General features: G+C 69.5%; 12 protein-coding genes. 2 read left to right on the top strand and 10 right to left on the bottom strand.

Features of this window, described 5'->3' with window-relative positions:
• Positions 1-52 precede the first annotated feature (52 nt).
• Positions 53-679 (top strand): TetR/AcrR family transcriptional regulator, encoded by a 627-nt coding sequence (locus ACIOC1_RS15750; RefSeq protein ID WP_401307858.1) that lies wholly within the window; start codon positions 53-55, stop codon positions 677-679.
• Between the two features lie 63 nt (positions 680-742).
• Here ACIOC1_RS15750 and ACIOC1_RS15755 read toward each other — a convergent pair whose 3' ends face one another.
• The 8 genes from ACIOC1_RS15755 to ACIOC1_RS15790 all read right to left on the bottom strand — a co-directional run bounded on the left by ACIOC1_RS15755 (position 743) and on the right by ACIOC1_RS15790 (position 9,803).
• The gene (locus ACIOC1_RS15755) at positions 743-2,206 is read right to left on the bottom strand and encodes an MDR family MFS transporter (protein WP_401854674.1); all 1,464 of its coding nucleotides are present in this window, start codon (positions 2,204-2,206) and stop codon (positions 743-745) included.
• 241 nt (positions 2,207-2,447) lie between these two features.
• Positions 2,448-3,425, bottom strand: a complete 978-nt coding sequence (locus ACIOC1_RS15760; RefSeq protein WP_401854677.1) for a fumarylacetoacetate hydrolase family protein — start codon at positions 3,423-3,425, stop codon at positions 2,448-2,450.
• A 55-nt stretch (positions 3,426-3,480) separates the two neighbouring features.
• A complete protein-coding gene (locus ACIOC1_RS15765; protein ID WP_401307864.1) occupies positions 3,481-4,224 on the bottom strand; it encodes an SDR family NAD(P)-dependent oxidoreductase in 744 nt (247 codons plus the stop codon).
• Between the two features lie 111 nt (positions 4,225-4,335).
• Complete coding sequence (locus tag ACIOC1_RS15770) at positions 4,336-5,166, bottom strand: ABC transporter permease subunit (RefSeq protein ID WP_391048170.1); 831 nt, start codon at positions 5,164-5,166, stop codon at positions 4,336-4,338.
• A gap of 41 nt (positions 5,167-5,207) precedes the next feature.
• Positions 5,208-6,149, bottom strand: coding sequence for an ABC transporter permease (locus tag ACIOC1_RS15775; RefSeq protein ID WP_355335372.1), 942 nt, complete (start codon positions 6,147-6,149; stop codon positions 5,208-5,210).
• The gene (locus ACIOC1_RS15780) at positions 6,146-7,210 is read right to left on the bottom strand and encodes an ABC transporter ATP-binding protein (RefSeq protein WP_401854681.1); all 1,065 of its coding nucleotides are present in this window, start codon (positions 7,208-7,210) and stop codon (positions 6,146-6,148) included. The genes ACIOC1_RS15775 and ACIOC1_RS15780 overlap by 4 nt, the downstream gene beginning before the upstream one ends.
• 94 nt (positions 7,211-7,304) lie before the next feature.
• On the bottom strand, positions 7,305-8,525 hold the full coding sequence (locus ACIOC1_RS15785; RefSeq protein ID WP_355335377.1) for an extracellular solute-binding protein: 1,221 nt from the start codon (positions 8,523-8,525) through the stop codon (positions 7,305-7,307).
• 153 nt (positions 8,526-8,678) lie between these two features.
• On the bottom strand, positions 8,679-9,803 hold the full coding sequence (locus ACIOC1_RS15790; protein ID WP_401854684.1) for a C45 family autoproteolytic acyltransferase/hydolase: 1,125 nt from the start codon (positions 9,801-9,803) through the stop codon (positions 8,679-8,681).
• Between the two features lie 293 nt (positions 9,804-10,096).
• Between ACIOC1_RS15790 and ACIOC1_RS15795 the strand changes: the two genes are divergently transcribed.
• Positions 10,097-10,945 (top strand): cupin domain-containing protein, encoded by an 849-nt coding sequence (locus tag ACIOC1_RS15795; protein WP_355335383.1) that lies wholly within the window; start codon positions 10,097-10,099, stop codon positions 10,943-10,945.
• 100 nt (positions 10,946-11,045) lie between these two features.
• Here ACIOC1_RS15795 and ACIOC1_RS15800 read toward each other — a convergent pair whose 3' ends face one another.
• Together ACIOC1_RS15800 and ACIOC1_RS15805 are read right to left on the bottom strand one after the other, a co-directional pair.
• Positions 11,046-12,311 (bottom strand): amidohydrolase family protein, encoded by a 1,266-nt coding sequence (locus tag ACIOC1_RS15800; protein WP_401854687.1) that lies wholly within the window; start codon positions 12,309-12,311, stop codon positions 11,046-11,048.
• Positions 12,308-12,979 carry an aspartate/glutamate racemase family protein gene (locus tag ACIOC1_RS15805; RefSeq protein WP_401854690.1) on the bottom strand — a complete coding sequence of 224 codons (672 nt, stop codon included), beginning with the start codon at positions 12,977-12,979 and terminating at the stop codon, positions 12,308-12,310. Before ACIOC1_RS15805 ends, ACIOC1_RS15800 begins: the two co-directional genes overlap by 4 nt.
• Positions 12,980-12,981: the final 2 nt, after the last annotated feature.

Genomic DNA, 12,981 nt, shown 5'->3' on the forward strand with positions numbered 1-12,981 from the left:
AGCCGTCACAGTAGGCTGCCCGCAGTCGCATCGCAAGAGTGGGGAGCGGAGATTGCCGGACGAGTCCGCAGCACCGGTACCGGTACGCAAGCGCGCACCTCGCGCCGACTCCCGGCGGAACGTCGATCGCATCCTGGCGGCGGCCCAGACCCTGATCGAACGCGAGGGGCCCGACGTCACCCTCGACGAGATCGCCAAGGAGGCCGGGGTCGCGCCCGCCACCCTCTACCGGCACTTCCCGAGCAGAATGCATCTGTTCGAGGGCGTCTACCGCGGTCGCGTCGCGCGACTGGCCTCCATGGCGACGGAGTTGGCGCAGCGCGACGAGCCGACGGCGGCACTCCTGAACTGGCTGCGCCAGTTCGTCGATCTGGGAGTCGAGGCGCAGGGAGTCCTCGCCGGACTGCTCGCGCAGGGGCTCCGTGAGACCGATCCCGTCGCCAACACCGAGTGGGGTCAGTCGCTGCTGGTGTCGGCGGCGGATCTGCTGCTGCGGCCCGCCCAGGAGCTCGGCGCGATCCGCGACGACCTCACCGCCGGCCAGCTCGTGGCGCTGCTCACCGGCATCACCCTGGCCGTCCACACGCTCGGCGGCTCCGCGTCCGCGTCCGCTGCCCGGGCCCTGGACGCGCACCACGCGCTGAATCTGCTGCTCGAAGGTCTCACGCCGCGGCCGTGACCGCCGCCTTCACAGCCGGGGGCCCGCGGCGGCGCGCACCGGGCCGACGACGTGCCGCAGGCGTCAGCCCGTCAGCGTGTCGGCGGTCTTCGACGCTCCCGTCCCGTCCCGTTCGACATCGGTCGGCGCCCGCGTGCGCAGCATCACGGCCGGGACGATCGCGAGCACCGACAGGGCGACAGCCAGCCAGAACAACCCGCCGAAGGCGTCGGCCAGTTCGGGTGCCAGGCGCTGTCGTGCGGTGTCGCTCAGCGCGGCCAGGGACTGGACCCCGCCGCCGTCGGTGAAGCCGCTGAGCCGACGTTGGAGCAGAACCGCCGCCACAGCGGTGCCCATGGCCCCGGCGACGTACTGCACGATGCTCATCAGCGTCGACGCGCCGGGGATCTCGCGGCCGCGCAAACCGGCGTATCCGGCGGCGGTCAGCGGCGTGGCCGTGGCGCCGACCCCGACGCCGCGGACGAACCAGCACACCGACAGCCATACGTCGCTGGTGTCGGGCCCGATCATGGTGAGCGGAAGCACTCCGGCGGTCACCATGAGCAGGCCGAAGACGATCACCGCCCGGGGACCGCGCTTGTCCATCACCCGGCCGGCCGTCGTCAGCACCAGCATCGCGCCGAAGGCCGACGGCGCCACCAGCAGGCCCGCCTTGATGGCGCTGTCCCCCCGCGCGAACTGGTAGTAGAGCTGCACCAGGAACAGCACCGCGTTGGTACCGGCGAGGTAGAGGAACATCGCGGTCTGGGCCGATCTGAGGGCCGCGTACTTCCACAGCCGCAGGTCGAGCAGCGGATGAGCGGCCCGCAGCGCGTGCACGACGAACGCGGCGGTCAGGGCGATTCCCAGACCTCCGGTGAGCGCGACGGACGGGGACACGCGCCCGGCATCGCCGAAGTCGGAGATGCCGTAGACAAGCAGCGCGAGTCCCGGCGGCAGCAGGGCCAGTCCGATGAGATCGAGCTTCCGGGGCACGCCCAGTTCGCCGCGGTCGAGGACGACCCAGGCCAAGCCGATCCCGAGAGCGCCCAGCGGCAGATTGACGAAGAAGATCCACCGCCAGGACAGGCTGGAGAGGATCAGTCCGCCGAAGATCGGCCCCAACAGGGGCCCCAGCATGGACGGAATCCCCACCACGGCCATGACGCGTCCGAGGCGGCCGGGGCCCGCCTCCCTGGCGAGGATCGTCTGCCCGGTGGGCAGCAGCATCCCGCCGCCGATCCCTTGCACCGCGCGCGCGACGATGAGCAGCGCCATCGAGTTGGCGAGTCCGCACAGCAGCGAGCCGAACAGGAACATGGCCATGGACGCGATCCACACCCGTCTGGAGCCGAATCGGTCGTTGGCCCAGCCGGTGAGCGGCACCACCGTGGCGAGGGCGAGAAGGTAGACCGTGCTGACCCACTGGACGGTGGCGAGCGAGGTGTCGAAACTCCTCACCAACGACGGCACGGCCACCTGGACGATCGTCGTGTCGAAGATGGATATCAGGGAGCCGAGAATCGTGACCGTCGCGACCAGAGTCATGCGTCGGTCGAAGACCTTCACCTTTTGAGAGCCGACGTCGTTCAACGAGTCTCCGATCGCACCGCACACTTCTCGCGGCGCGTGTCATCCGAAAAGGCGCGGCCGCACCGCCTTCGGAGAGTGTCCGCTCTCCGATCCCGATGCGGTGCCGCGTCGTTCCGTCAGACAGAACCGGGCTGCCCGTGGTCCGACCGGGGACGTACGGGTGCCGGGTGGTGCGGGCTCGGCCGGTGGTGCCGGGTCAGACCGTGCGGATCTCGTTCACGAGCGTGCCGATCGCCTCGCACTCGATCGTTCGCGTCGCGCCGATCCGGTGTTGGTAGTCGATCTCCCGCAGCGTGTGCGTCCCCGTGATGTCGGTGCCCACGTGGATGATGTCGCCGGGGAACAGGGTGTGGTGGTCGCTGGCGTGCGCGATGACTTCCGCCACCGAATAGATCAGACGCTCGGTCCGGCATTCGATCCGTACGTCGTCGCCGGTCGCCAGGGTGATGCCGAGCCGGTCGGGGTCGGGGATCTCGTCCCTGGTCACGATCCACGGTCCGCACGGCTTGAAGCTGTCGGTGCCCTTGGCCCGCAGGTGGTAGGTGACCCTCATGTCCCCGTGCTCGAAGCCGGACGCGGCCCGGGGCCGGCCGCTGTGCCGCCGGTCCAGCTCCCCCGCCATGGAGCCGGGTACCACCACCGTGTCACCGGCCCGCAGCCCGGGCGCGGACACGTCGTCGATCAGGGTGTACCCGAAGACGTGGTCCAGTGCCTCGGCCGGGTCGATCCGCGTGCCCTGCCGTCCGATCACCACGGCCAGCTCCGGCTCGGGATGGACGAGTCCGAACGACGGGCGCAGCCGGATCGGCTGCCGGTGTCCGACCAGCGCGGAACCGGGTGAGGAGAAGAACGGCGGATGGTCGGGGACGCTCGACGCGAACGCGGCGAACACCGGGCTGTTGAAGCCGACGCCCAGGATCTTCCCCGGCCGCGGGACCGGCGGCAGCCAGGCGCCGAGCCGGTCGATCTCGGCCACGCTGGTGGCGGCCGGGGACCGGTCCGTCCCGAGCGCGCGGGCCAGGCGCGGGCGCAGGTCGTCCCAGCGTTCGATGAGCGTCAGCACGCCGTAGAGGCCGGGGCCCCCGACGAGGTCGCCGACCGGGACCGCCCGGCCGGCCGGATCGAACACGACCGGCTCGGGCCGTCCGTCGATCACGCATGTCCCTATCCGCACGGCAGCGCCTCTCCGTGGAGCGGCGCCGCCGCGTTCGGCACGGTCTCGGTTCCCCTCACCACGACAGCAGTCCGCCGTCCACCACGATCGCCTGACCGGTCACGTAACCGGCCGCCGGGGAGAGCAGGAAGTCGATCATCGCGGCCACCTCGTCGGGCTCGCCCTGGCGGCCGAGCGGGATCTTCGCCTCCAGCTCGCCGACCGCCGCGTCGCGGTCGGAGGAGTGCTTCCAGTGCTCGTCGTTGAACGGCGTGTCGATCCAGCCGGGGCACACGCAGTTGACGCAGACCTTCAGCGCGCCCCACTCGACCGCCATCGCCCGCGTCATGCTGACGAGGGCCCCCTTGGACGCGGCGTACGCGAAGGACCCGAAGCCGCCCCGGAACGCGGAGGTCGAGCCGGTGAAGACGATCCGCGGCGCGGCGGACCGGCTCAGCGGCCCGATCGCGGCCTGGGCCAGCAGGAACGCGGCGCGGACGTTCAGGTCCATCGTCGCGGTCCAGTCCTCCAGGGGGTACCGGGCGACGGGCGCCTCGCGCAGCAGCGCGGTGGTGATGAGGAGTCCGTCCAGGCCGCCGAACCGCGCGCAGGCCGCGTCGACCATGGCCCGGGCGGCGTCCACGTCGAACAGGTCGTGCTCGCCGATGACGAGGCGGCCGGGTGCTTCCTCGGCGGCCAGTTCACCGGCGGCCGCCATGTTGATGTCCGCGAGGTACACGTCGACACCACGGTTACGCAGGCGGCGTACGCAGGCGCGTCCGATTCCCGTGGCGCCTCCGGCGACAATGACGGCGGGCATGGTGATCTCCTCGGTGGAACGGGCTCGGGCTGATGGGCCTGGTGCCGCGAGCGGGGCAGACATGGCCGCTCGCGGCACCAGGGGCTGTGGCTGGTCGTCCTCGCGCGGGCGTCAGTCGTCTTCGCGCGAGTGCGTCACTATCTGGCCGGGGCTGACGAAACGCAGTGCGACGAACAGCAGGACCAGGCAGGTGAGCATGTAGATGACCGACATCGCGTCGATCGACTGCTGCGGGCGGAAGCCCGGCGTCCACAGGGCCGAGTACAGGGCGACGACGAGCGTCTCGCTGCCCGGCCCCGAGTTGAAGAAGGTCAGCTCGAAACTGCCCGCGGTGTGGATCAGCGTGAGCAGGCCCGACGCCAGGATTCCGGGCAGCAGCAGCGGCGCGAGCACCCGCCGGACCGTCTGAAGACCGTTCGCCCCGCAGGAGCGCGCGGCCCGTTCCAGGTTGGTGTCGAGCTGCTGGATGTACGGGATCATCAGCAGGACCACCAGGGGCACCGATGGCACCAGGTTGGCCACGATCACCCCGGACAGATGGCCGCCGAGGCCGAGCCGGTACAGCAGCGTCGCCAGCGGCAGACCGTAGGTGACCGGCGGCAGCATCAGCGGCAGCAGGAAGGCCAGGATCAGCAGCTTCTTGCCCGGGAAGTTCCCCCTTGCCAGCACATACGCCGCCGGAGCGCCGATGATCACGGCGAGCGCGGCCACGACCACCGCGACGGTGACCGTGATCACCATGACGTGGGAGAGGTCGTACTCGTTCCACGACGACCGGTAGTAGTCCGTCGTGTACCCCTTCGGGAGCCACCCGGTGAACCACTGGCGGCCGAAGGAGCTGACCGTCACGGAGGCGACGAGCCCGGCGATGTTGACGAGGAAGACGGCGACCAGCAGGCGGTAGAACCACCGGGGAAGGACACCGGCCCAGGTGCGATGCATCCGGCTCCGCAGTGCGGTAGGAGACGACTCGGACACCGCGATCACCCTTTCTGACCGGAACTCGGGCCCGTGTACAGGCGGGAACGCAGGAGCAGGATCGCGCCCACGATGAGGATCTGGACCAGGGCGGAGATGACCACCATCGCCATGGACATCGAGTAGTCCAGGGTCCGGTACGCCTGGAAGTAGGCCTCGACCGAGATGACGTGGGTGGAGCCGGCGGGATCGCCCACGAGGGTCGCGCTGGCGAACACGGAGAACCCCAGGACGAAGGTCAGACAGAGGACCACGGTCACACCCGGGGCCCACAAAGGGAGCAGGATCCGCCGGAACCGGGTCCACCGGTCCGCGCCGAGTGACGCGGCGGCCCGCTCGTAGAGGGTGTCGATGGACGCGAGATGGCTCATGGTCAGCAGGAACGCCAGCGGCAGACCCGTGATGACCATCGAGATCACGACGGCGGTGTAGTTGTGCAGCAGCATCAGGGGCTCGTCGATCACCCCGATCTTCATCAGGGTCCGGTTGAGCCAGCCCCGCGGGGACATGTAGGCGATCATCCCGTTGGAGACGAGCACGTTGCCGAGGGTCATCGGGATCAGGAAGGCCGTCGAGAGGTACTTCTTCCGCCGTCCGGCCCCGCGCAGCGGGTAGGCGAAGATCATCGCCGCCACCGTGTTGATCACGGCGACGACCACCGCGATCCGCAGGGTCTTCCAGATCGTCTCGCGGAGATACGGATCCTCGAAGAACCGCTGGTAGCTGCTGAAGGTCCCGCCCTTGTCGGGGGTCACCGACAGGCCGATGCCGTAGGCGATCGGGTAGAGGAACAGCACCCCGATCAGCGCCACCGCGGGCAGCATGGCCAGCAGCCCCCAGTGGAGTCCGTGACGTCGCAGCCACGCCCGTCGGCGGTCGCCCGAGTCGGGCGGGCCTCCCGGCGCCCGGTCGGCGCGGGCCGGTGTGGTGTCCACGGTCGCCGTCATGACAGCGCGCTCGGTTCGAGAGCCGTGGACTCGCCGTCGTCGGAGCCCTCCGCCGGGGCGGCGGAAGGCTCTCCCGCGGCGAAGGCCCGGACGCTCGCCACCGGGATCGACAGCTTCAGCACCGTGCCCGTTTCGGGCCGCACCGGTGTCCGTACGGACAGGGTCGCGCCGTCCGGCAGTTCGGCCTGCACGGTGAAGTCGCGGCCGTGGTACTGCGTGGAGCGCGCCACCGCCTCGAACGTGTTCACCGCGGAGGCGGAGTCCGTGACGCTCACCTCCTCCGGCCGGATCCGCACGGTCACGGACTGTCCGGGCCGCAGGTCGGTGCTCGACGTGGCGCGCAGCGTGATGCCGTGCCCCTCGACGACGGGCTCGCGGCCGGTCCCCCCGACCACGTGCGCCTGGAGCCGGTTGCGGTAGCCGACGAAGTCGGCGACGTAATCCGCCTCCGGTTCGCTGTAGATCTGCTGGGGCGTACCGTCCTGCACGGTCTTTCCCTTGCGCAGGACGATGATCCGGTCGGCGATCGAGAGGGCTTCCTCCTGGTCGTGCGTGACGTAGACGGTGGTCAGCCCCAGCTCGTCGTGGAGTTGCCGGATCTCGGAGCGCATTTCGAAGCGGAGCTTGGCGTCGAGGTTGGACAGCGGCTCGTCCATCAGCATGATCGACGGGCGCGGTGCGAGGGCCCGCGCGATGGCGACCCGCTGCTGCTGGCCGCCGGAGAGGCGGCCGGGCAGATTGTCGGCGTAGTCGGGGAGTTGGACCAGGTCCAGCGCCCACTTCACCCGCTCGCGCACCTCAGGCTTGGGCATGCGGCGTACTTCGAGTCCGAACGCGACGTTCTTGGCGACGGACAGGTGCGGAAAGAGCGCGTAGTTCTGGAACACCATGCCGAAGCCGCGCTTCTCCGCGGGCCGCTGGTCGATCCGCTCGTCGTCCACCCAGAGCCGGCCCTCGGTGGCCGTGACATGTCCGGCCAGACAGCCGAGGAGGGTGGATTTTCCACAGCCAGAAGGACCCAGCAGCGCGGTGAACTCTCCGGCCTTGATCGTCGCAGTCATGGAGTCCAGTGCGACCACGCTCCCGTTGTAGACACAGGTCAGACCTTCGAGCCGAAGCTCGCTGAACTCACCGCGTCGCTGGGTTGCTCTCACGTCACTTACCACCAATGATTCGGTTCCATTTGTCGTACGCGGCGACGAGGACGTCCGCGGGCAGCGGGTCCGCGCCCGGATACTTGGCGATGTAGTCGTCGTAGTCGGCGACGCCGTACTTCTTGTTGAGTTCGGCCATCTCCGGCGGTGCCATGTCGACCGTGACGTCCTTGATCGCCGGGCCCGGATAGACGTAACCGTGGTCGAAGGTCATGGCCTGCTGCTCGGGCTGGAGCATGAATCCGAGCAGCCGCAGCGACACCGCGAGGTGGTCGGCCGAGACGCCCTTCGGGATGGCCACCGATCCGCCGGACAGGATGAACTTCGTGTTCTCCAGGACCGTGAAGGTGGCGGACTCGGGAATCAGGTTGTCCGCACGGGGCTGGACGTGCCATCCGAAGGTGGACGGTACCAGCTTCACTGTTCCATTAGTGAGGTTGGCGTAGGTTTCGCTGGTTTTGGCCGGGTAGTTGTCGATGTACTTGCCGAGCTCCTTGAGGTAGGCCCAGGTCTTGTCCCAGCCCTTCTCCGGGTCTCTCGGGTCGGAGTCGCCGAGCTGGTACGGCAGGCCCTGGAGGAACGCCGAGCCCGGTCCGGAGTTCGCGACGGACGCGTACTGGAACTTGCCGGGATTCCGCTTCGCCCACTCCAGCAGTTCCTGCGCGGTCTTCGGCGGGTCGGACAGCTTGTCCGGCAGGTACTCGAGCAGCGGGCCGAACGTGCCGGTGTCGTAGATCAGCGCCTGGCCGTGCGCGTTCTTCCAGAGCTTCTTCGCGTTGTCGAGGTAGGTGTTCTCCAGATCGGGCAGGCCGTCCTTGTACTCGGGCCAGATCTTGGTGAACAGGTTCTGACTCACGCCCGCGGCGAGGCTGTCCGGCCCCAGCAGGACGATGTCCACACCTACCCGGCCGGCGTTCTGCTGGGCCTTGAGCTTGCCGGGCATCTCCGGCGAGGTCGTCGTGGTGTAGTTGATCTTGCTGACCAGTTCGGGGTGCTTCTTCCCGAACTCCTCGATCAGCGGCTTGGCGACGGACAGTCCGCCGGCCGAGTCCATGATCGTGAGCGTGACGGGCTTCTTGGGGGCCGCGGGGAACTTGCCGTCCGCGGCGGCCGGGGTCTCTTCGACACTCTTGGAACCTGGGCTGCCGCATCCCGCGACGCCGATGACACTGATGACGGTGAGTCCGGCGAGGGCGACTCGCCACCGGGAAGAACGTCTCAACGTGACCTCCTGGGTCGGTACTTCGGTCGTTGATGTGGTGGCCGGAATACTCGACGGCCGTGCCTATAGGTCGTTTAGGGCGGTTACGTCCAACCTTCTCCGCCTCTACGCTATGTCTGACAGCCTTACATCGCACCAGTGCGGCGACGGACGTTATGCACCTGAGACGGTGCGCTGCCGCCAATGGGTCGAGCAGGGGTTGCCGGCGCCGTACTGAAGGACGCCGCGGTCGGGTTCGATGATGAATCCGGCGATGGTGCAGGTCCGTTCCTCGATCGCGATCGAGGGATCGGGGTGCTGGCAGATGCTGCCGGGCCAGTCGTGGTGGTCGGACAGGGCCTCCTTGACCTCGTGGATCGTGCGTACGCGAGGGTCGCGCAGGCGCAGTTCGATGTTGCGGTGCCGGTCGAGCGTGTGCGGCTTCCGCCTGGCGTAGTCGTCCGTCGTGGTGAGCCCGGCGGACAGGAAGTGGTTGGTGTGCGTCAACACCCCGTCGCGCGGGGTGATCCGCTCCGGCGCCCCGTCGCTGGCGGGCGTCTCCAGGTTCTGACAGAAGCCGGTGCCGTCGCTGATCAGGTAGTTCGCGGACATCGCCCGGTCGGCGGTCGCTATCCGCTCCGCGCTCTCCGCCCCCGATCCGGCGTCGAGGACCGACCGCAGCAGGATGTGGTACGGGACGCCGGCTCCGTCGGTGCGGACGTCGCCGATCAGGGTGTTGGTGCACAGGGCGACGCCGGCCGAATTCAGTCCGACCTTGGCCAACTGCCCGGCCTCGACGACGGTCACGAAGTTGGGCGCGTCGGTCCGCCGGACGTCGAGGACGACCGTGGTCCGTCGCGCGTGGGTCAGCCAGTCCCAGTTCTGCCCGGTGACGATGCCCTGGCCCGTGCGTTCCGGCATGAGCGCGAAGGACGTGCACTCCGCCGGCATCGACCGGGCGCGGGCCGGGGCGGCGGCGAACATGATCTCGCTCCGCGCGTTGAGCGCGAGGATGTCGCTCAACTCGACCCCCGCACCTGCGGCGATGCCCGCGATCTCCTCACCGATGGCGGGAGAGAAGTCGCCGATCGGCCGTTCGTACCGCAGGGCGAACTTCCGCACCTGCTGCCAGTCCCAGCCGACCATGTGCCGGAAGACCCTGGTGTAGCGGTGGATTGACTCTTTGATCTCCGGTGCGGCGGCGCGGCCGTATGACTCCCCGCGTCTCCGCGGGTCGCCCTCCACACAGATCGTGCGAAATGCGGCAATATGTCCGGGTTCGTAGTTCACCGAGTCCACGTCTCTCTGACATTTCAAAAGTCGTCTGGCTGCCTGGCAGGTAACGATGAGTCCGTCCGCCGGGCCTGTCAAGAGCCAGGTCGCACTTGTTTCACCTGGACTTCCACTGGGGCTCAATCGGACGAACCGTGACCGCAAGGTGATTGCAAGCCAAGCTCAGCCCATGGCACTATGGCACTGCTGTCTGACAGCCAGGCAGGACGCGAGGCGCGGTCACGCGGTGCCTCCGCGCACGACGTGTTCTGGGTTCGCCGGCAGTTCGCACGGAACCGCCGCAAGCAGAAAGAAGTGACATGACAGAGACCGACCAAGGCAAACAGCCTCGCCTCGTGCCCTACCGGGACGCACTGCGACTGGTGTGGGGCGACGACGAGTCAGGGAAGCTGCCGGACTGGTTCCTGGCGAGCGACGAGAAGATGAGCGTCAACATCGTGGCCATCCCGGTCGGCGGTGCCGTCATCCACTCGGACGAGAACCGGTCGATCTTCGGATCCGACGAGTTCTTCTACGTTCTCGACGGGACGATGGTCCAGTCGAACCCGACCACCGGTGAAGTCCTCGTCATCGAGGCGGGCGACGCGGCCTGGTTCCGCAAGGACACCTGGCACCACCAGTGGAACTACAGCGACACCGAGCTGCGGTTCGTGGAGTTCTTCCACCCCTCGCCCAAGACCGGCACGGGCCAGCCGTACGCGCAGACCCACGAGAACATCACCACCTACAAGCACAAGCAGGACGAGTACATCGGCCGCTGGCCGATGGCGCGTGCCGAGGCCGACGCCGCGAAGACCATGTGGGCGGCCAGGGACGAGGACATCCTGTGGCGCCTGGAGGGGCACAAGCGCGGCCGGGAGCTGCTCACCGGCATCATGCTGAGCACGGAGCACGTGACCATCGGGAAGCAGCGCTTCCTGCCGGGCCAGCGCAGCGACGTGTTCACCCACCAGGGCGACAAGCTGTTCTTCGTCGAAGAAGGCACCGTCCATGTCGAGTTCCCGGAGACGCGGGTCTTCTTCGAGCTCGGCCCGCGCGACTCGTGCCAGATCCCGGAAGGTACGCCGCACTCGTTCTACAACGTGGCGGCCAAGGGGGCCCGCGCGGTGTTCTGCGTCGCCCCGGACTACCTGCCGGCCACCGGCTGACCCCAGGCCGACCGCCGGCGCAGCGGCAGGACATGAGCGACCGCCGACTACCCTCGGGTAGGCGGCGGTCGCCGTTCGCGTTCTTGGGCGGAGAAAAACGTCAGACGTTCACGGGGGCGTCCCGCGCCACCCGGCGGCCTCGCTTGAACACCGCGACGACCCGGTCGAGGTCGCCGATCGACTCGGTGGGGTTTCCCGCGACGACCAGGAGGTCGGCGTACGCGCCGGGCGCGATCGTGCCCACCTCACCGGCGCGGCCGAGGGCATGGGCGCCTCCGGAGGTCAGCGCCGCGAGCGCCTCCGCCGGTCGCCATCCGGCGAACGCGACCATCGCGCGCGCCCTGACCGTCAGGTCGCGGCAGTCGGGGAACTGCCCGTAGATCGAGTCCGATCCCAGGGCCACCGGCACGCCCGCGCGGACGAGCGTCCGTCCGTTCCGCCAGATCCGCAGCCGCCGCTCCAGGCCGGGCGCCATCGGTGAATCCGCGCCGGACGGCACTGGTGTGTCCAGCAGATCGGCGATCGCCGGCTCGATCGGACCGGCGAGAACGACCGACTGCTTCCGGTCGCACAGGGCGCGCAGCAGCTCAGGTGGCGGCGCCTGAATCCGGCCGCGCGCATCGAGCCAGGTGCAGTGCTCGATCGTGTCGACCCCGGCGGCGAGCGCGATCTCGATCCCCTCGGTGCCGTGCGCGTGGGCGGCGACCCGCATCCCGCGGGCGTGCGCGGCGGCCACGATCGCGGCCATCTCGGACCGCCCCAGATACGCCCTGCTCATATCGGTGCCAGGGGTCAGCGAACCGCCGGTCACCGCGATCTTGACGAGGTCGGCTCCCTCGTCGTGCAGCAGCCGCACCGCCCCGGCCGCCTCGGCGGCCCCCTCGACGGTGATGCCGAACGAGCGGAAGTGGCCGTCGGGCGAGGTGATCGGGCGGCCCGCGGCCACGACGGTGGGACCGTCCGCGGGCCGCGCGCCGATCGCGTCCCGCAGGGCCTGGCCGTCGGTCCCGGGTGAGCCGAGATCGCGGACGGTGGTGACACCCCTGCCCAGCAGACGGGCGGCGACGGCGCGCGCGGCGGCCGTCGCGGCGGCGGAACCGCTGTCCACCCGCGTCAGATCCCGGCCGTACGGCAGAAGGAGGTGGGTGTGCGCGTCGATCAGGCCGGGAAGTACCGTCGCCGCCTCGAACGTCAGCTCGGGACCGCCGGTGTGCGGAACATCGGCGTCGGGACCGACCGCGGCGATCCTGTCGCCGCGGACCAGGATCGCCGCGCCCCGTCGCGCGACGCCCGCTCCCCCGTACAGCCACCGCGCCCGGATACGCGTGGCCGGGCTCGCCTCCCGGTCCTCGGCCGTACCCGTCACGACTGGCGCAGCCGGTCGGCGAGCGCTTCAAGCGCCGACCGGGGACTGGCCAGTACGGGAATCCGCGGGGCTTCGTCGAGTTCCGCGACGATGCGGCTCATCGACGCCTGAGCGAGCACGATGACGTCGCACCGGGGAATCAGCTCGCCCAGCGCGTCACGGACCAGCGCGTCGTGGGCGGAGGGGTCGCCGGCCGCCTGTGCCTCGAAGGCGCCCACGCACAGCGTCTCGACCAGTTCGATCGGCGCCTCGGCCTGTTCGGCCGCCCGGCGGATCAGATTCGCGGTCGGGGCCAGCGTCGTGCCGAGGGTCGCGATCACCCCGATCCGCGGACCGCTCCGTACGGCTTCCTCGGCCATCCGCTCGTCGATCCGCAGCACCGGGACCGTGCTGAAGGGCCTGGTCAGCTCCACCGCCTCGCCGAGCGACGAGCAGGTGACCAGTACGAAGTCGGCGCCCGCGTCGGCCGCCGACCAGACATGCCCGAGCAGGCGCCGGGCGGTTCCGGCGCGTACTCCTCCCTCCGCGCGGGTCACCGAGAGGAGGCTGTCGTCCACGATGTGGCGCAGCTCGATCTCGTGAGGGAGCGACTCGGCGGCCAGGGCGGTGAAGACCGGGGGCAGCGTGGTCACGGTGTGGATCATGGTGATGACAGGACGGTCGGACATGG

This window comes from Streptomyces sp. NPDC088197, from assembly GCF_044741185.1.
Taxonomy (GTDB): domain Bacteria; phylum Actinomycetota; class Actinomycetes; order Streptomycetales; family Streptomycetaceae; genus Actinacidiphila.

Excerpts from the sequence above, each read along its gene's own strand:
- ACIOC1_RS15775 (WP_355335372.1), bottom strand. The coding sequence starts at position 6,149 with ATGACGGCGACCGTGGACACCACACCGGCCCGCGCCGACCGGGCGCCG.
- ACIOC1_RS15795 (WP_355335383.1), top strand. The coding sequence starts at position 10,097 with ATGACAGAGACCGACCAAGGCAAACAGCCTCGCCTCGTGCCCTACCGG.
- ACIOC1_RS15765 (WP_401307864.1), bottom strand. The coding sequence starts at position 4,224 with ATGCCCGCCGTCATTGTCGCCGGAGGCGCCACGGGAATCGGACGCGCC.
- ACIOC1_RS15755 (WP_401854674.1), bottom strand. The coding sequence starts at position 2,206 with ATGACTCTGGTCGCGACGGTCACGATTCTCGGCTCCCTGATATCCATC.
- ACIOC1_RS15805 (WP_401854690.1), bottom strand. The coding sequence starts at position 12,979 with ATGTCCGACCGTCCTGTCATCACCATGATCCACACCGTGACCACGCTG.
- ACIOC1_RS15770 (WP_391048170.1), bottom strand. The coding sequence starts at position 5,166 with ATGCATCGCACCTGGGCCGGTGTCCTTCCCCGGTGGTTCTACCGCCTG.
- ACIOC1_RS15780 (WP_401854681.1), bottom strand. The coding sequence starts at position 7,210 with ATGACTGCGACGATCAAGGCCGGAGAGTTCACCGCGCTGCTGGGTCCT.